This window comes from Microbacterium sp., assembly GCF_049650565.1.
In the GTDB taxonomy this organism is placed as follows: Bacteria; Actinomycetota; Actinomycetes; order Actinomycetales; family Microbacteriaceae; genus Microbacterium.
Map to the genome: position 1 here is coordinate 16,265 of NZ_JBASAK010000006.1, position 16,320 is coordinate 32,584.

Annotated in this window: 17 protein-coding genes; 14 read left to right on the forward strand and 3 right to left on the reverse strand. The window is 70.3% G+C overall.

Annotated elements, in window-relative coordinates; translation table 11 throughout:
* The first annotated feature begins 334 nt into the window (after window positions 1–334).
* The 6 genes from WA967_RS00985 (at window position 335) to WA967_RS01010 (ending at window position 5,392) form a co-directional block, all read left to right on the forward strand.
* Window positions 335–1,732, forward strand: coding sequence for a dihydrolipoyl dehydrogenase family protein (locus tag WA967_RS00985; protein ID WP_424419043.1), 1,398 nt, complete (start codon window positions 335–337; stop codon window positions 1,730–1,732).
* A 76-nt stretch (window positions 1,733–1,808) separates the two neighbouring features.
* Entirely contained in the window at window positions 1,809–2,111 is a 303-nt protein-coding gene (locus WA967_RS00990) for a DUF427 domain-containing protein (protein ID WP_424419044.1), read from the forward strand.
* Between the two features lie 6 nt (window positions 2,112–2,117).
* Window positions 2,118–3,056, forward strand: a complete 939-nt coding sequence (locus WA967_RS00995) for an ABC transporter ATP-binding protein (protein ID WP_424419045.1) — start codon at window positions 2,118–2,120, stop codon at window positions 3,054–3,056.
* A 1-nt stretch (window position 3,057) separates the two neighbouring features.
* Window positions 3,058–3,729: an ABC transporter permease gene (locus tag WA967_RS01000; protein ID WP_424419046.1), complete on the forward strand. Its 672-nt coding sequence runs from the start codon at window positions 3,058–3,060 to the stop codon at window positions 3,727–3,729.
* Window positions 3,726–4,451: an ABC transporter permease gene (locus WA967_RS01005; protein ID WP_424419097.1), complete on the forward strand. Its 726-nt coding sequence runs from the start codon at window positions 3,726–3,728 to the stop codon at window positions 4,449–4,451. The genes WA967_RS01000 and WA967_RS01005 overlap by 4 nt, the downstream gene beginning before the upstream one ends.
* A 23-nt stretch (window positions 4,452–4,474) precedes the next feature.
* Window positions 4,475–5,392 (forward strand): ABC transporter substrate-binding protein, encoded by a 918-nt coding sequence (locus tag WA967_RS01010; RefSeq protein WP_424419047.1) that lies wholly within the window; start codon window positions 4,475–4,477, stop codon window positions 5,390–5,392.
* Window positions 5,393–5,416: 24 nt separating this feature from the next.
* Here the strand turns inward: WA967_RS01010 and WA967_RS01015 are convergent, their stop codons facing one another.
* The gene (locus WA967_RS01015; RefSeq protein ID WP_424419048.1) at window positions 5,417–6,625 is read right to left on the reverse strand and encodes an AI-2E family transporter; all 1,209 of its coding nucleotides are present in this window, start codon (window positions 6,623–6,625) and stop codon (window positions 5,417–5,419) included.
* A gap of 197 nt (window positions 6,626–6,822) precedes the next feature.
* Here WA967_RS01015 and WA967_RS01020 point away from each other — a divergent pair, with 197 nt between their 5' ends.
* The 6 genes from WA967_RS01020 to WA967_RS01045 all read left to right on the forward strand — a co-directional run bounded on the left by WA967_RS01020 (window position 6,823) and on the right by WA967_RS01045 (window position 12,172).
* Window positions 6,823–7,119: a chorismate mutase gene (locus WA967_RS01020; protein WP_417555755.1), complete on the forward strand. Its 297-nt coding sequence runs from the start codon at window positions 6,823–6,825 to the stop codon at window positions 7,117–7,119.
* A 208-nt stretch (window positions 7,120–7,327) separates the two neighbouring features.
* Window positions 7,328–8,227: an SIS domain-containing protein gene (locus WA967_RS01025; protein ID WP_424419049.1), complete on the forward strand. Its 900-nt coding sequence runs from the start codon at window positions 7,328–7,330 to the stop codon at window positions 8,225–8,227.
* Between the two features lie 27 nt (window positions 8,228–8,254).
* A complete protein-coding gene (locus tag WA967_RS01030) occupies window positions 8,255–9,238 on the forward strand; it encodes an ROK family protein (RefSeq protein ID WP_424419050.1) in 984 nt (327 codons plus the stop codon).
* Complete coding sequence (locus WA967_RS01035) at window positions 9,235–10,527, forward strand: 1-phosphofructokinase family hexose kinase (RefSeq protein ID WP_424419051.1); 1,293 nt, start codon at window positions 9,235–9,237, stop codon at window positions 10,525–10,527. Before WA967_RS01030 ends, WA967_RS01035 begins: the two co-directional genes overlap by 4 nt.
* Complete coding sequence (locus tag WA967_RS01040; RefSeq protein ID WP_424419052.1) at window positions 10,524–11,399, forward strand: class II fructose-bisphosphate aldolase; 876 nt, start codon at window positions 10,524–10,526, stop codon at window positions 11,397–11,399. Before WA967_RS01035 ends, WA967_RS01040 begins: the two co-directional genes overlap by 4 nt.
* Entirely contained in the window at window positions 11,396–12,172 is a 777-nt protein-coding gene (locus WA967_RS01045; protein WP_424419053.1) for a DeoR/GlpR family DNA-binding transcription regulator, read from the forward strand. Before WA967_RS01040 ends, WA967_RS01045 begins: the two co-directional genes overlap by 4 nt.
* Before the next feature lie 74 nt (window positions 12,173–12,246).
* Here the strand turns inward: WA967_RS01045 and WA967_RS01050 are convergent, their stop codons facing one another.
* On the reverse strand, window positions 12,247–12,747 hold the full coding sequence (locus WA967_RS01050; protein WP_424419054.1) for an Lrp/AsnC family transcriptional regulator: 501 nt from the start codon (window positions 12,745–12,747) through the stop codon (window positions 12,247–12,249).
* 150 nt (window positions 12,748–12,897) lie between these two features.
* On the opposite strand from WA967_RS01050, the gene WA967_RS01055 reads away from it, so the two are divergent.
* On the forward strand, window positions 12,898–14,121 hold the full coding sequence (locus WA967_RS01055) for an NAD(P)/FAD-dependent oxidoreductase (RefSeq protein WP_424419055.1): 1,224 nt from the start codon (window positions 12,898–12,900) through the stop codon (window positions 14,119–14,121).
* Between the two features lie 135 nt (window positions 14,122–14,256).
* Here WA967_RS01055 and WA967_RS01060 read toward each other — a convergent pair whose 3' ends face one another.
* Complete coding sequence (locus tag WA967_RS01060) at window positions 14,257–15,603, reverse strand: MFS transporter (protein WP_424419056.1); 1,347 nt, start codon at window positions 15,601–15,603, stop codon at window positions 14,257–14,259.
* A gap of 73 nt (window positions 15,604–15,676) precedes the next feature.
* Here WA967_RS01060 and WA967_RS01065 point away from each other — a divergent pair, with 73 nt between their 5' ends.
* Entirely contained in the window at window positions 15,677–16,291 is a 615-nt protein-coding gene (locus WA967_RS01065; protein ID WP_424419057.1) for a winged helix-turn-helix domain-containing protein, read from the forward strand.
* Window positions 16,292–16,320: the final 29 nt, after the last annotated feature.

Consider the following 16,320-nt stretch of genomic DNA (forward strand, 5'->3'; position numbering starts at 1 on the left):
TCGCCCCTGCTGGCCGTCGTCAGATCGTCCCGCCCCTGCTGGCCGGCGTCTTGATCGTCCCCGCCCCTGCTGGCCGTCCCCGCCCCTGTTGAGCCGCGTCGCTGAGCGGGGGCGGAGTCGCTGAGCAGGGGCGCGGATCGCGGGGCGAGCGGCGACTCGACGCCGCGGCGCCGGAGCACCGCAGCACCGCAGCACCGCAGCACCGGAGCACCGGTGCGCATCGGCCGCGTCTCGCATGCTTCCGCGCCTGATCCCGCCGGATCTCCGGGTTCATGAGCGCCGCGGGTCTGTCAACCCCGTGACAGCACCCCATGGCCGCGCGAGACTGGAACCCATGAGCGACGAATACGACCTGATCGTGCTGGGTGGCGGCCCTGTCGGCGAGAACGTGGCCGACCGTGCCGTGCAGGGCGGGCTGACCGCCGTGATCGTGGAGAGCGAGCTGGTCGGCGGGGAGTGCTCGTACTGGGCCTGCATGCCGTCGAAGGCGCTGCTGCGGCCCGGTCAGGCCCTGCGCGCCGCGCAGCACGTCCGCGGTGTGGAGGGCGGAACTCTGAAGCCCGCCGAGGTCCTGGCTCGCCGCGACTCGTTCACCTCGCACTGGACGGATGACAGCCAGGTGCAATGGCTCGAGTCCGCCGGCATCGACCTCGTCCGGGGCCACGGCCGCATCACTGCCGAGCGGGAGGTCACCGTCGACGGCAGGGTCATCACAGCCCGTCACGCCGTCGCGGTCTGCACGGGCTCGGATGCCGCGATCCCCGGCATCCCGGGCCTGGCGGACGCGAAGCCGTGGACCAGCCGCGAGGCGACCAGCTCGGACCACGTGCCGGACTCGCTCGCGATCATCGGCGGCGGCGTGGTCGCCGTGGAGATGGCCACCGCCTACGCCCAGCTCGGATCGAGAGTCACCGTCATCGCCCGGCACGGGCTGCTGGAGCGCATGGAGCCGTTCGCCGGCGAGCGAGTGGCGGCGGGGCTGCAGGGCCTGGGTGTCGACGTGCGCCTGAACACCGCCACCACGGCTGTGCGTCGTGACGGCGACCAGGTCGTCGTCACGATCGGCGAGGGGGAGCAGATCACGGCATCCGAGGTTCTGGTCGCGACCGGACGCGTCCCGCGCACGCGCGACATCGGGCTGGATGCCGTGGGTCTGCAACCCGGGAGCTCGATCGAGGTCGACGACACCCTGCGCGTGCCCGGAAGCGACTGGCTCTACGCCGTCGGCGACGTCAACGGCCGCGCGCTGCTGACCCACCAGGGCAAGTACCAGGGCCGCGCCGCCGGAGACGTCATCGCGGCACGCTCGCGCGGCGAGGTCGTCGCCGACCAGCCCTGGGGCCGGCACGTCGCCACCGCCGATCACGCCGCGGTCCCGCAGGTGGTCTTCTCGGAGCCCGAGGTGGCATCGGTCGGGCTGACGGCGGATGCCGCTCGCGCGGCCGGCCACGAGATCCAGGTCGTCGACTACGACCTGGGCTGGGTCGCGGGCTCCAGCCTGCACGCCGACGGATACCAGGGCCAGGCCCGCATGGTCGTCGACACCGAGCGCGAGGTGCTGCGGGGAGTCACGTTCGCCGGCCCCGACGTGGCCGAGATGCTGCAGGCCGCCACCATCGCCGTGATCGGCGAAGTGCCCATCAGCCGACTGTGGCACGCGGTGCCCGCCTACCCCACCATGAGCGAGGTGTGGCTGCGCCTGCTGGAGCAGTACGGGCGGCAATCCGCCTGACCCGGGAATCTCCCGTGACCCGTGTCGGTTGTCAGAGGTGTCGCCTACGCTCGAAGAGAGGCCAGGAGGTACGCACATGAAGGCAGTACTCGAGGGAACCGTGATCGCCGAGGCGGATGACGGCGACACGATCCTCATCGAAGGAAACCACTACTTCCCCGCCACCGCGCTGCGCCGGGGCGAGCTCGTCGAGAGCCCCACGCCGTACACGTGCCCGTGGAAGGGCGTGTGCCAGTACTACTCGCTGGTGCTGGACGGGCAGACCCACACCGACCTCGTCTGGGCGTACCCGAAGCCCTACGCCACGGCCATCGACAAGGTGGGGCGCGACTTCTCCGGATACCTCGCGTTCGACCCGAACGTGCAGGTCGGTCCGTAACCCCGGATGATCGAGTTCACTCACGTCACCAAGCGCTTCCCTGACGGCACCCTGGCCGTCGAGGACTTCAGCCTCGTGCTCCCCTCGCGCAAGACCACGGTCTTCGTCGGGCTGTCCGGCAGCGGTAAGACCACGCTGCTGCGCATGGTCAATCGCATGGTCGAGCCCACCTCCGGAGACGTCGCCATCGACGGGGAGAGCGTGCTGGGCCGCGATCCCGTGCTGCTGCGCCGCGGCATCGGCTACGTCATGCAGAACTCCGGCCTGATGCCGCACTTCTCCGTGATCGACAACATCAGCACCGTGCTGCGACTGAACGGCATCCGCCGGGTGGAGGCCGAAGGCCGTGCGCTGGAGCTGATGGACACCGTCGGGCTGGATCGCGAGATCGCGCTCCGCTATCCGAGCCAGCTCTCCGGCGGACAGCAGCAGCGTGTGGGCGTCGCCCGCGGGCTGGCCGCCGACCCCAACATCCTGCTCATGGACGAGCCGTTCGGCGCCGTCGACCCCATCGTGCGCGCCGACCTGCAGCAGGAGCTCATCCGCCTGCAGGTCGAGCTCGACAAGACGGTCGTCTTCGTCACGCACGATATCGACGAGGCGTTCCTGCTGGGCGACCAGGTGGTCATCCTCGACAAGGGGGCTCGCGTCGTGCAGGTGGGCAGCCCCAGCCAGATCATGGAGGACCCCGCGGATGCCTTCGTCGAGGCGTTCATCGGCGCCGAGCGCGGACGCCGTGCCCTGACCGTCAAGCAGACCCCGCGCGGCGCCGTCGTGGTCGACTCCGAAGGGCGCACCCAGGGCATTCTCCAGGATGCTCGAGACGAGTCCCCTAACCAGGACGAGCCTCTGAGCCGGGACGAGTCTCTGAGCCCGGGCGGGTCGCTGAGCCGGGATGGGTCGCTGAGCCCGTCGAAGCGTCGGCGCCTCGAGGACGGACGCTGACGTGAACTGGGTCGGCGACAACCTGGATCTGATCCTCACCCTCACGCTCACGCACCTGAAGCAGAGCGTCATCCCGATCGTGCTGGGGTTGATCCTGTCGATCCCGCTGGGATGGGTCGCCTGGCGGTTCAAGCTGGTGCGCGGCCCGGTCATCGTGCTCACCGGGCTCCTGTACACGATCCCGTCGCTGGCGCTGCTGATCCTCATGCCGGCGGTGTTCGGCTATCAGGCCACCTCCGAGCCGAACCTGATCATCGCGCTGACCATCTACGCCATCGCCATCCTGGTGCGCGCGGTCGCCGACGGGCTGGACTCCGTGGACGAGGACGTGCGTCAGGCCGCCACCGCCGTGGGCTATGGCGCTCCGCGCCGCTTCGCCACCGTCGAGCTGCCGCTGGCCGGCCCCGTCATCCTCGCGGGCCTGAGAGTCGCGGCTGTGAGCACCATCTCGCTGGCGACCGTCGGCATCCTGATCGGCGTCACCAACCTCGGCTACCTGTTCACCAACGGTCTGCAGCGGCGCATCATCGCCGAGGTGCTGGCCGGCGTCGTCGCGGTGGTGGTCATCGCGCTGGTCATCGACGGACTGCTGGTGCTGCTGGGGCGGATGCTGATGCCGTGGATGTCTGCGACCGCGTCGACGCCGCGCACCCCGCTGAGGTCGGCCGCATGAACCTCTTCACCGACGCCATCGCCTGGCTGACGGACCCCGCGCAGTGGCAGGGGCAGTACGCGCTGCCCGTGCTGCTGGGCCAGCACCTGCTCTACACCGGGATCTCGGTGGCCGTCGCGGCCGCCATCGCGCTGCCCGCCGGCTGGCTGATCGGGCACACCGGCAGGGGGCGAGAGATCGCCGTCGCGATCTCCGGCGCCGCGCGCGCCGTGCCGTCGTTCGGACTGCTGATCCTGCTCGTGCTCGTCCTCGGTGTGCTGCAGACGCCATTGGCGGCGGTCATCACCTTCGTGCTGCTGGCGATCCCGTCGCTGCTGGCGGGTGCCTACACGGGCTTCGAGGCGATCGACCGGCGCACCATCGACGCGGCCCGCGCAGTCGGCATGACCGAATGGCAGATCTTCACGAAGGTGGAGCTGCCGCTGGGCATGCCGCTGCTGGTCGGCGGCATCCGCTCCGCCCTGCTGCAGGTCATCGCCACCGTCACCATCGGCGCGTACGTCAATCTCGGCGGGCTGGGCTGGCCCATCATCCAGGGCATCCCCCTGCACAAGTTCGACCAGGTGCTGGCCGGCGCGCTGCTGGTGGCCGCTCTGGCGCTCATCGTCGACCTGCTGCTGGCAGGCCTGCAGCGGGCCGTCATCCCCGCGGGCGTGCAGCCGCAGCATCCGGCATCCGATCGCACCTCACGACGCAGCGCGAACCGCGCAGCCGTCGCCTGAACCGTTCCACAGAGAGGCACACCATGATCACCGCACCCACCTCCCGACTCGTCCTCGCCGCGGGCGTCGCGCTGGCCGCGACCCTCGCGCTCGCCGGATGCGGCAGCAGCAACCCACTGGACAAGCCCGCGGAGAGCTCCGGCTCGAGCGGCGGCGACACCATCGTCATCGGGTCGCAGGCGTACTACTCCAACGAGATCATCGCCGAGATCTACGCGCAGGCGCTGCAGAATGCGGGCTTCACCGTCGAGAAGAAGTTCAACATCGGCCAGCGCGACGCGTACATGCCCGATGTGGAATCCGGCAAGATCAACCTGTTCCCGGAGTACACCGGCAACCTGCTGGAGTACCTCGACAAGGACGCCACCGCCACCAGCCCCGACGACGTGTACGCCGCACTGCAGAAGGCGCTGCCCAAGGGCCTGACCGCGCTGGATTACGCGAAGGCCTCCGACCAGGACACCTACACGGTCACGAAGCAGTTCGCGGCCGACAACGGATTGGAGTCGATCGCCGATCTGTCCAAGCTGAAGACCAAGCCGGTTCTCGGCGGTGCGCCCGAGCTTGAGCAGCGGCCCTACGGGCCCACCGGCGCGAAGAAGTTCTACAACGTCGACCTGGGCTTCTCGGCCACGGCCGACAGCACTCTGGAGTCGCTGCTGGCCGGCCAGATCCAGGTGGCCGACATCTACACGGCCGACCCGGCGTTCCAGACCAAGGACATCGTGGCGCTGAAGGACCCGAAGAACATGATCCTGGCCTCGAATGTGGTGCCCATCGCCTCCACAGGCATCGCCGACAAGATCAGCGGCGTGATCAACAAGGTCAGCGCGGCGCTCACCGCCGAGGACCTCGTGGCACTGAACGTGCAGTCCACGGTCGATCAGGCATCCGCCCCCGACATCGCCGAGAAGTGGCTGAAGGAGAAGGGCATCAAGTAGCCCTTCGCGGCTCCGCCGGGACGCTCAGACGCGGGCGTCCTGGCGGGGCAGCAGCACCTGATTGATGATGATCAGGATGGATGCCGTGACCGGCACCGCCACGAGCGCGCCCAGCAGGCCCAGCAGGGTGCCGCCGGCCAGGGCGCCGATCACGACGAGGGCGCCGGGTACCGAGACCGCCTTGTTCATCACGCGCGGGGTGAGGAAGTACGCCTCCACCTGCATGTACACCAGGTAGATGATCGCGAAGAACAGTGCGTGCCAGGGATCGGCGAACAGCGCGATCACCGAGCCGATCGCCCAGAACAGCACCGAGCCCACCAGCGGGATCAGCGTGATCAGGAACGCCACGGCGGCCATCAGCGGCGGGAACGGCAGCTGCAGCACCAGGTAGAGGATCAGCGCCACCACCGCGTTCGCGAACGCCAGCACCACCATCCCCTGCACGTAGCCGCCCACCGAGTCGGTGATCTGGTCGGTGATGTCGCGGGCGCTCTTGCGGTCGCGAGCCGGTGCGAAGCGCAGCAGCGCGGTCTTGATCGTCGGCAGCCCTGCGACGAAGTACAGCGTCAGCACCAGCACCACGATGAAGCCGGAGATGCCGGTGGCGATCGAGCTGCCCACCTGCAGGGCGCCGCCGCCCACCGCCTGCCAGGTCTTGCCGTCGGTGAGGAACTTCTGCGCGTCCTCGACCAACTGCTGGAACTGATCGCCGAACTGCTTCTCCAGGAACCCGTACACGTCGCTGTGCGTGAAGTCGGTGATGAGGTTCGGCACGGACTTCACGAACAGCGTGACCTGCTCGACCACCACGGGGATGATCATCCACAGGATGAGCGCCAGCACCACGACCAAGCCGAGGATGACGCTCAGCACGCTCACACCGCGCGAGAGCCCGCGGCGCTCGAGGAATCGCACGGCCGGATCCAGGCCGAGGGCCGCGAACATGGCGAAGGCCACGTAGATCAGCACCGTCGACAGGTTGCTGAGCGTGATGGCCAGCAGGATCGCCGCCAGGCCGCCCAGCGTCACCAGGAACCCGAACACGAACGGCTTGTCGATGCGCGTCCAGAACGAGCGGCTCGGAGCCGGCGGCTCCACGACCTTGCGGGCTGTCTTCTCCGCGACCCTGGTCGGCGCGGTTGCCGGCGCCTGCGGCGCCTCCGGCGCGTAGGCATCCGTGCCCGCGTCTGCGGCGTCGATGGCTGGTGTCGAGGATTCGTCGGCGCTCATGCCGAACACTCTATGTGCGCTGCGTGCTTCAGGTGCGCTCCACGCGGCCGGACCGCGTGAGGAGCGCGATTCGGGTCTGCGCGACGGCTCACCGCGCTTTGCGCGATGAGCACCGACCGGGTGGCCCCGCAATCCGCGTGATGCCGACGACGGATGCCGACTATCGTCGAACTGTCCGGGATGCACGAGGAGGACCGATGAACGACGAGGAAGCCCGCGCCGAGCTGCTGCGCCTGCGAGCCAGCATCGACAACTTCGACGCCTCGCTGGTCTACATCCTCGCCGAGCGGTTCCGCGCCACGCAGCAGGTCGGCCATCTGAAGGCCGCGCACGCGATGCCGGCCTCCGACCCGCAGCGCGAGGAGCAGCAGATCGCGCGCCTGCGCGCACTGGCCGAGGATGCGCACCTGGACCCCGAGTTCGCCGAGAAGTGGTTCAACTTCGTCGTCGCCGAAGTCATCCGCCACCACACCGAGGCTGCCGAGGGGCGCTGAGCCCGCCGCGCGGGCTCGGGTGCGTGTCGCGGCATCCGTGACTTCGCAGTTCTGCACAACTTCGCATCCGGATCGCGTTCCGCCTGCGAAGTTGTGCATCTCTGCGGAGATGCTCAGATCGACGCTCGACAGATCTCACCGACGAATGCCATAATGTGAGTGTTACGTGCAGTAAACGCTCACAAACTTGCATCCTCAGGAGTCGGACATGACCAACGCCGCCGGCGCGCACATGCGCGCGGAGCTCACCTCGCAGCCGGAGACCTGGGCGCGCGCAGCCGACATGCGCGCCGAGCAGGCGCAGCTGCCGGCATCCGGCGCCCGCATCGCCGTCGTCGGATGCGGCACCTCATGGTTCATGGCGCAGTCCTACGCCGCGCTGCGCGAGGGCGCCGGCCACGGCGAGACCGACGCGTTCACGGCATCCGAGTTCCCGTTCGGCCGCGACTACGATGCGGTCGTCGCGCTGACCCGATCCGGCACCACCACCGAGGTGCTCGAGCTGACCGAGCGCCTGAAGCGCAGGACACCCGTCATCGCGGTTCTCGGCGACGACGCCTCCCCGCTGGTGGACCTGGCCGACACCGTCATCGCTCTGCCGTTCGCCGATGAGCAGTCCGTGGTGCAGACTCGCTTCGCCACCACGGCGCTCACCCTGTTCCGCGTCTCGCTCGATGAGGATGTCACGGCGGCCATCGCCGATGCGCAGAACGTGCTCGACGGCCAGGCGTCCGACGACGTCGCACTGACCGAGGCCGAGCAGTACAGCTTCCTGGGCATGGGATGGACCTTCGGCCTCGCCAACGAGGCAGGGCTGAAGATGCGCGAGTCCTCGCAGTCGTGGACCGAGTCGTACAGCTCCATGGAGTACCGCCACGGCCCGATCGCCATCGCCGCGCCCGGCCGCATCACCTGGCAGTTCGGCGCGGCACCCGAGGGCCTGCGGGCGCAGGTCGAGGCCACCGGGGCGCGTTTCGTGCAGCATCCGATCGACCCGCTGGCAGAGCTGGTGCGCGTCCACCGCGTCGCCCTCGACCGGGCCGTCGCGCGCGGGCTCGACCCCGACCTGCCGCGCAACCTCACCCGCTCGGTCATCCTCGACGACTGAGGATTCCGACATCGGAAGGCGGATGCCATGACACATCCCGACAGGATCCCCGACGTCGTCACCGACGCCGCAGGCGAACGGCTGGCGCCGGTGGTGAGCATCGGCCGCGGCGTGCCGGTGCTGGCGTTCGACGTGGGCGGCACCGACATCAAGTCGGCGCTGTTCGACGCCTCGGGTACTGCGGTCGGGTTGCGGCGCACGCCCACCCCGGTGGGCGGGGACGACCCGGCGGGCTCGCTGATCTCGCGGCTGGCGGAGCTGGCCGCGGAGCTGCAGGAGCAGCATCCGGAGATCGTGCCGGAAGGCGTCGGACTCGTCGTGCCCGGCATCGTGGACTCGGAGAACGGCATCGGCGTGTTCAGCAGCAATCTCGGCTGGCGCAACGCGCCCATCCGGGACCTGATGCGCGCGGAGTTCGGCCTGCCCGTCGCGTTCGACCACGACGTGCGGTCAGCCAGCTGGGCGGAGCGCGTGCTGGGCGGAGCCCGCGACTACGCCAACGCCGTCGTGCTGGTGATCGGCACCGGCATCGCCGGCGCGCTGCTGGTGGGCGGGCATCCGTACACCGCCGGCGGCTATGCGGGCGAGATCGGCCACTCGCCGATCGGGGAGTGGCCGTGCCCGTGCGGGGCCCGCGGATGCCTGGAGGCGCGGGCGTCGGCCGGTGCGATCTCGCGCCGATACGCCGAGGCCACCGGCACGGACGTGGATGGCGCGCGCGAGGTCATCGCCCTGGCCTCCACTGGTGACGAGATCGCGGCTCGCATCTGGAACGAGGCGCTGGATGCGCTGACCATGTCCATCGCGCAGCTGACCGCCGTGATGGCCCCGGATGCGGTGGTCATCGGGGGCGGGCTGTCGCGGGCGGGCGGCGCCCTGTTCGACGAGCTGCGCCACCGCCTGGCCGACCGGCTGAGCTTCCATCGCATCCCCGCGCTGGTCCCCGCCGAGCTGTCCGGAAACGCCGGCATCCTCGGGTCGGCGCTGCGCGCACGGGAGGCCGCGGCATGATCGTCACCGTCACCGCGAACCCCGCCGTGGACCTGACCTGGCACGTCGCATCGCTGACGCTCGGCGGCGTGCATCGAGCGGATGCGGGTAGGGCGCGCGCCGGGGGCAAGGGCCTGAACGTGGCGCGGATCGCGCACGCGCAGGGCGCCGCGGTCGTCGCCGTGACCACGACAGGCGGGGCGACCGGCGCGGAGTTCGCGGCGGAGTTGCAGGCATCTGGCGTTCCGCACGTGCTGGTGCCGGTGGCCGCGGCCACCCGCCGAAGCATCGCACTGGTCGACGAGGCCGAGGGCGACACCACCATCGTCAACGAGCGCGGTGTCGCGCCGACGGTCGAGGAGTGGGCGGCGTTGAAGGATGCCGTCGCCGAGGCGCTCGCCGCTGGTCACGGATTGGGGGCCGACACGCCAGGTGTCGGCCCGATTCGCGGGAAACGTCCTGATTCTGGCGTGTCGGCCTCCGAAGTGCAACGAACGGATGCCGTCGCCGAGGCGCCCACGGGCGCCGCCGACGTGCTGGTGATCTCGGGCAGCTTCCCGCCGGGAACCCCGGACGACCTGCTGCCGGCACTCATCCGCATCGGCCGCGATGCCGGCGCCACGGTGATCGCCGACACCTCGGGGCCGGCTCTGCTCGTGGCGGCGGATGCCGGAGCATCTGTGCTCAAGCCCAACGAGCACGAGTTGCGCGACGCCACCGGACTGGACGATCCCATCGACGGCGCCCGCGAGCTGTTGCGCCGCGGCGCCGACCTCGTGCTGCTGTCGCTGGGCAAGGACGGGATGCTGGCCGTCTCGGCTGCTGACAGATCGGGGGCCGACACGCCAGATGTCGGCCCGATTCGCGGGGAACGGCCTAAATCTGGCGTGTCGGCCCCAAGAGTGGATCGCCCGGATGAATCGGATGCCGGGGGCGGGACGGATGCCGGGCCGCGTCCGAGTGTCGGGGGCCGTTCGGATGCCGGGAACGGGACGGATGCCGGGAACGGGACCTATGCCGGAAGCCGTCCCGCCGTGGACGTCCTCCAGGCGCGCCTGGACACCCCGCTGGCGGGCAACCCGACCGGGGCCGGCGACGCCGGGGTGGCCGCCTGCGCCGTGCTGATGGGTGCGGGCATCCGCGACCCCGAGCGCATCCTGCGCCGCGCGACGGCGTGGTCGGCCGCGGCCGTGCTCATGCCGCTCGCAGGCGACATCCACCCCACCTGGCCCGCTCTCGAATCCGCTCTCACCGTGACCCGCGTCACCCCTTGCCCGAGCACCTCCGTCGACCCGAAGGAGTCCCGATGACCCTCGTCTCCGCACGCGATCTCGTCCGCGCCGCCGCATCCGCCGGCACCGGGATCGGCGCGTTCAACGTGATCCACCTCGAGACCGCCGAGGCGCTGGTCCGGGCATCCGAGCGGGCGCAGCTGCCGGTGATCCTGCAGATCTCGCAGAACTGCGCCGACTACCACGGCGGCCTGGAGCCGATCGGCCGGGCGAGTCTGGCCATCGCGCGCCGCGCGGCCACACCCGTCGCCGTGCACCTGGACCACGCCGAGCGGCCCGAGCTGGTCGACGAGGCCATCGAGCTGGGCTTCGGGTCGGTGATGTTCGACGGCGGCAGGCTCGACTACGAGCAGAACGTCGAGCTCACCGCCGGGGTCGCCGCCCGAGCCCGTGCAGCCGGGGTCTTCGTCGAGGCCGAGCTCGGAGAGGTCGGCGGCAAGGACGGCGCGCACGCGCCCGGGGTCCGCACCGACCCCGACGAGGCGCGTGCCTTCGTCGAGGCCACCGGCGTGGATGCGCTGGCCGTTGCGGTGGGATCCTCGCACGCGATGCTGGACCGCTCGGCATCCCTCGACATCGACCTGATCGCACGGCTGAGGGCTGCGCTGCGCGGCATCGGGCGCAGCGGCGGAGACGTGCCGCTGGTGCTGCACGGATCCTCCGGCGTCGCCGATGACGTGATCGTGCAGGCCGTGCGCGCCGGCATGACCAAGATCAACGTCTCCACGCACCTGAACGGCTTCTTCACCCGTGCGATCCGCGAGACGCTCGCCTCGGACGAGGCGCTCGTCGACTCGCGCAAGTACGTCGCCCCGGCGCGCGAGGCGGTGGCGGAGGAGGCCGCTCGGATGCTGCGCCTGTTCGCCCTGGCCTCGGGCGAGGCGCGATGAACCGCGCGGCGCGGATGACCGCCATCCTCGACCTGCTGGCCGAGCAGGGCGAGGTGTCGGTGGAGCAGCTCGTGGAGCGCTTCGGAGCATCCGCAGCGACCACACGTCGTGATCTGGACAGCCTTGCCGAGCGCCGGTTGCTGACCCGCACGCACGGGGGTGCGGTCGCGCAGTCCGTGGCCTACGAGCTGCCGATCAAGTACCGGAGTCGCCTCGGCGCCGGCGCGAAGGAGCAGATCGCCGCGGCGGCGGCATCCCTCGTCGCCCCGGGCGACATCGTCGGACTGTCCGGCGGCACCACCACGACCGCCATCGCCGCGGCGCTCGCCGCCCGTGACGACCTGGCCGCCGTGGGGATCACCGTCGTGACCAACGCCGTGAACATCGCCGCGCAGCTGGCGATGCGCCCGGAGTTCAAGGTCGTCGTCACCGGGGGCGTGATCCACTCGCGCAGCTTCGAGCTGATCGGCCCATTCGTGCAGCAGCTGCTGGCAGGCATCCGGTTGGACATCGCCTTCATCGGCGTCAACGGCCTCTCCGCGGACGACGGGGCCACCACGCACGATGAGGCTGAGGCGGAGGTGAACCGCCTGATGGCCCAGCGCGCGACGCGCGCCGTGATCGTGGCCGACGCGTCCAAGCTCGGTCAGGCGGCCTTCGCCCACGTCGGCGGCGCGGAGCTCTTCCCCACGGTGATCACGGATGCCGCCGCCCCGCTCCCTGCACGCGCAGCGCTGACGGATGCCGGGTTCGAGCTCCGCATCGCGGGGTGACTCCCTTCGCCCCGTGACCTGCTTTCGCCGCCGTCGTGAGCGACGCCGTCGTGAGTGAGCCGGCACAGGTGGGGTCAGAGCCCGCGAGACCCGGCGGCCTGGGCGAAGATCAGGCTCGTCGAGGTGGATGCCACCTCGGGGCGCAGGCTGAGCGTGTCCGACACCAGCTCGCGCAGAGCTGCGGCATCCGGCACCGCCACGTGCACCAGGAAGTCGCGGTCGCCGGCGAGGAAGTACACCCGCTGCGTGGCGGGCAGATCCTCGACGTAGGCCTGGAACCTGCGCAGATCACCGCGGGCGTGCGCATGCAGCCGGATGGTGATCAGCGCCTCCAGGTGCAGCCCGATCGCGGCGGGGGAGATCTCGGCGTGGAAGCCCACGATCACCCCGTTCGCCTGCAGCGCCCGGACCCGCTTCAGGCACGTCGACTCGGCGATGCCGGCGCGCGCCGCGAGCTCGGTGTTGGAGAGCCTGCCGTTGCGGCTCAGCTCGGAGATGATGATGCGATCTGTGGCATCCAGTCCGGCATCCGCCATCGCCGCACGGCGCGAGGTCGAAGAATCGGATGCTGACATGCTCGCTTTCCTGTTCGAACGAAAGAATCTGCGGTACGGATGCCCATCCTACGCAGGATCTTTCGAGTTGAGTCCATGATGCGCTCGAGATCCGCATAATCGGGAGTGAGCGGGGCTTTGTCATGCCCCGGTGTCTTTCAGGAGGACGCAATGACGCGCACGATCGTCGTCGGGGCCGGAATGGTCGGTCTCGCAACGGCATGGCACCTGCAGGAGCGCGGGGTCGAGGTGACGGTCATCGACAAGGTCGGCGTGGCCGCCGGCTCGTCGTGGGGCAACGCCGGATGGCTCACCCCCGGCCAGGCGATCCCGCTGGCCGACACCAGCCTGTGGACGTACGGGCCGAGCGCGCTGATCGACCCGGATGCCGCGCTGCACGTGCCCTTCCGTGTGGACCCGGGCCTGTGGACGTTCCTGGCGCAGTTCGCCTCGCACGGCACCAACAGGGCGTGGGACCGCACCATGGCCGCGCTCACCCCCATCGACAAGATGGCGCTGGACTCCTACGACGAGCTGATCGACGGCGGCGTGAAGTCGTGGACCCGCGAGGGCCCGTTCGTGATCGGCTTCCAGAAGGAGGAGCACATCAAGGGCTTCCTGCACGAGGTCGAGGGCGTCGCCCGGCACGGGCAGGAGGTGCCGTTCGAGCGCCTGGAGAACCCGCGCGAGCTCGCGCCGGTGCTCGCGGACTCCGTCGAGCACGTGTACCAGCTGAAGAACCAGCGCTTCTTCGAGCCCGCACCGTTCGTCGAGGCGCTCGGCGAGGCCGTCGTCGAGCGCGGCGCCCAGCTGCTGACCGGTCTCGAGGTCACCGACGTGTCCTCCACCCGACGCCCCGTCGTGACCCTGTCCAACGGCGAGCACCTGGTGGCCGACTCGGTCGTCATCGCCACCGGCGCCTGGCTGCCGAAGCTCGCCCGCAAACTCGGCGTGCGCACCCGCGTGCAGGCCGGACGCGGCTACTCGTTCACGGTCGCCACGCCCCAGCCGCAGGAGCACCCGGTGTACTTCCCGACCGAGCGCATCGCGTGCACCCCGTACCAGGGCCGCTTCCGCATCGCCGGAACCATGGAGTTCCGCGGACCCGACGAGCCGTTCCAGCCGCGCCGCATCCAGGCGATCATCGCCCAGGCGCGCCAGGTGTTCCAGGGCATCGACTTCGAGCAGCGCGAGGACGAGTGGATGGGCTCGCGCCCCGTGACGCCTGACGGCCTGCCGCTGGTCGGGGTGACCCGAGCACCGAACGTGTACGTGGCCGGCGGCCACGGCATGTGGGGCATCGTGCTCGGCCCCGCCACCGGCAAGCTGCTCGCCGAGCAGATCACCACAGGTCGGGTCGACCCCGCCATCAAGCCCTTCGACCCGCTGCGCTGAGTCCGCAGGACGATCTGGGCCTCATCTCCGGGTCGCCGAGCCCGTCGAAGCGTCGGCCTGGATGGAAAACGCCGCTTCCCGGGCATCCAGGCCGGCGTTTTCCATCCAGCCCGACTCCTCCGAGATGGGCGCCGGTCAGGCCGCAGTGACCGCCACGCGCTCGTCGTACTGGCGGGCGTGCTCGGCCCATCGGGACTCCGCGGGAATGGATCGCAGCGGCCGACTGAGCAGCGCCATCACCAGCGCCACCGTGCAGAGCACCAGGCAGAGCAGAAGGGTCGATGAGCGCCCGGCCCACGCAAGCCCGAAGCCGGCCACGAGCGGCGAGAGGGGCATGGCGCCCATGCTCAGCACGTTGCCGACGCTGTTCACCCGCCCGATCAGCGCCGTCGGGGTGGCCACCATCGTGTATCCGCTGAAGGCCGCATTCAGTGCCGGGAGCAGGAAGACCGCTCCGCTGACCAGGAGTGCGATGCCCCAGGGCGTCTGGACGAACACGCCCCCGGCTATGGCGGTCGTGCAGGTGACGAGGCCCAGGACCATCAGCATCCCGGCTCCGATGCGCGGCACGAGAGTCGGTGCCAGCAGGGCGCCGACGAGCATCGACGCACCGGAGGCGGCCATCATCCAGCCGATCGTCGCCTCGGAGTGCCCGGCCTGCAGCACGGCGTAGATCATCGTGGTGATCCCCGCATTCAGGCCGAGGTTGATCACGGTCGCCACAACGGTTCCGGTGCTCAGATCGGGCCGGCGGAACAGCCACCCCACGCCCTCCCGCAGTTCGCGGAGTGCGTTGGCGGGGGCGGCGGGAGGAGCGGATGCCGCGGGCTCAGCAGCTGGGGCATCGGTGGCCTCCGTCGCCTCCGTCGCCTCCCGGCGCGGGACCTCCGGGCGCCCCCAGCCCACGCGCCTGCCCAGGGCCCAGCCCGCAACGGCCGCGATCACGGAACCGATGAGCATCGCGGCGCCGATCAGCCATCCGCCGATGGCCAGCAGCATTCCGCCGATCGGACCGCCGGCGAGCTGCAGGGCCGCATCCCGCCCCTGGTTCGCCGCCTGCGCGCGACCCATCATGCTCTCGGGCACGATGTCTTTCAGCGCGGCCTCGCCCGCCGGGTTGAACAGGCCGCCCACGGCGGCGAGCAGCACTTCGAAGGTCAGCAGCATCGCGAAGTCGATACGGCCGGACAGGGCGACGGCAGTGAAGGCGCCCGCCGCGCCGGCGCCGAGCGCGCCGCCGAAGGCCATCATCACGATGCGACGGTGCCGGTCGGCCAGCACGCCGCCCGCCAGGGTCATGAGCAGCCGGACCACGGTGCCGACGGCCGCGATGATGCCGGCCTGGGCAGGATCGCCCGTGACCACAAGCGCGAGCAGCGGAACCGCGAAGCTGAACAGCGTCGAGGCCAGGCCCTTCCCGGTGTCGGACGTGAGCCACAGCAGGTACGGGACCTGGCGCCAGAGTCGAGGCGTGGAGGTCATGCCGATCACCCTATTCGCGCAGGATTAGTTGCGCAATAGGAATTGCGCAACTAATCCTGAGTAGACTGACGGCATGGCGGAGGAATCGCGCGCGGAGGCGGCGTCGCAGCCGGACCCCGGGGCCACGGCAGCCGCGACGACGACGGTGCTCAAGGCGTTCACGCATCCGTTGCGACGTCAGATCCTGCGGCTCTTCCCCAAGCACCGGTTCCTGCGTGCGGCCGACATCGCGCAGCTGCTGGACGTGCCGGCGAACAAGGTGAGCTTCCATCTGCGAGCGCTCGCCGACGCCGGCCTGATCGTCGAGGCGCCCGAGCACGCGCGAGACCGCCGCGATCGCGTGTGGCGGGGGAGCCGCGAGGCCGTGAACATCGGCGGACCCGAGAACCCCATCGAAGATCCCGCGCTCGGCGACGCGGTGCTGAAGGTGCTCATCGACGAGCATTACGACGTTGTGCGCAGGATGCTGGCGTGGACGCCCGACTACATGGCGGGGAGGACCGCGGAGGTGCACGCGGAGTTCTCGCAGGGCACCATCCGCCTGACGGAGGCGGAGTTCCTGGCGATGATGAAGCGGATGGCCGCCGTCTCGAAGGAGGCGGCGGACGCGCACGACAGGGACAACCCCGACGACGTCCGCACCCGCGTCTGGAACATCGACATCATCGCCGCCGACGACACGATCTGACGCCGCCGTGGGTGCTCGGACCTCGTAGG